The organism is Salmonella sp. A1325, from assembly GCF_056991255.1.
Genome location: NZ_JAMLWO010000024.1, coordinates 1 through 1,719, shown reverse-complemented (window position 1 = coordinate 1,719; position 1,719 = coordinate 1). Strand labels below are relative to the sequence as shown.

At 53.8% G+C, this 1,719-nt stretch carries 1 rRNA gene; it reads right to left on the bottom strand.

Annotation, left to right across the window (positions count from 1 at the left end):
* Positions 1–24: 24 nt before the first annotated feature.
* Positions 25–1,719 (bottom strand): 23S ribosomal RNA (locus NAZ64_RS22315); the annotation flags it as partial.

The window sequence follows — 1,719 nt, the reverse complement described above, 5'->3', positions numbered from 1 at the left end:
CCGCCAAAACATCTTCGGCGTTGTAAGGTTAAGCCTCACGGTTCATTAGTACCGGTTAGCTCAACGCATCGCTGCGCTTACACACCCGGCCTATCAACGTCGTCGTCTTCAACGTTCCTTCAGGAGACTTTAAGTCTCAGGGAGAACTCATCTCGGGGCAAGTTTCGTGCTTAGATGCTTTCAGCACTTATCTCTTCCGCATTTAGCTACCGGGCAGTGCCATTGGCATGACAACCCGAACACCAGTGATGCGTCCACTCCGGTCCTCTCGTACTAGGAGCAGCCCCCCTCAGTTCTCCAGCGCCCACGGCAGATAGGGACCGAACTGTCTCACGACGTTCTAAACCCAGCTCGCGTACCACTTTAAATGGCGAACAGCCATACCCTTGGGACCTACTTCAGCCCCAGGATGTGATGAGCCGACATCGAGGTGCCAAACACCGCCGTCGATATGAACTCTTGGGCGGTATCAGCCTGTTATCCCCGGAGTACCTTTTATCCGTTGAGCGATGGCCCTTCCATTCAGAACCACCGGATCACTATGACCTGCTTTCGCACCTGCTCGCGCCGTCACGCTCGCAGTCAAGCTGGCTTATGCCATTGCACTAACCTCCTGATGTCCGACCAGGATTAGCCAACCTTCGTGCTCCTCCGTTACTCTTTAGGAGGAGACCGCCCCAGTCAAACTACCCACCAGACACTGTCCGCAACCCGGGTAACGGGTCCACGTTAGAACATCAAACATTAAAGGGTGGTATTTCAAGGCCGGCTCCATGCAGACTGGCGTCCACACTTCAAAGCCTCCCACCTATCCTACACATCAAGGCTCAATGTTCAGTGTCAAGCTATAGTAAAGGTTCACGGGGTCTTTCCGTCTTGCCGCGGGTACACTGCATCTTCACAGCGAGTTCAATTTCACTGAGTCTCGGGTGGAGACAGCCTGGCCATCATTACGCCATTCGTGCAGGTCGGAACTTACCCGACAAGGAATTTCGCTACCTTAGGACCGTTATAGTTACGGCCGCCGTTTACCGGGGCTTCGATCAGGAGCTTCGCTTGCGCTGACCCCATCAATTAACCTTCCGGCACCGGGCAGGCGTCACACCGTATACGTCCACTTTCGTGTTTGCACAGTGCTGTGTTTTTAATAAACAGTTGCAGCCAGCTGGTATCTTCGACTGACTTCAGCTCCATGAGTAAATCACTTCACCTACGTGTCAGCGTGCCTTCTCCCGAAGTTACGGCACCATTTTGCCTAGTTCCTTCACCCGAGTTCTCTCAAGCGCCTTGGTATTCTCTACCTGACCACCTGTGTCGGTTTGGGGTACGATTTGATGTTACCTGATGCTTAGAGGCTTTTCCTGGAAGCAGGGCATTTGTTGCTTCAGCACCGTAGTGCCTCGTCATCACGCCTCAGTGTTAAAGTGAACCGGATTTACCTGGAACACACACCTACACGCTTAAACCGGGACAACCGTCGCCCGGCCAACATAGCCTTCTCCGTCCCCCCTTCGCAGTAACACCAAGTACGGGAATATTAACCCGTTTCCCATCGACTACGCCTTTCGGCCTCGCCTTAGGGGTCGACTCACCCTGCCCCGATTAACGTTGGACAGGAACCCTTGGTCTTCCGGCGAGCGGGCTTTTCACCCGCTTTATCGTTACTTATGTCAGCATTCGCACTTCTGATACCTCCAGCAACCCTCACAGGCCACCTTC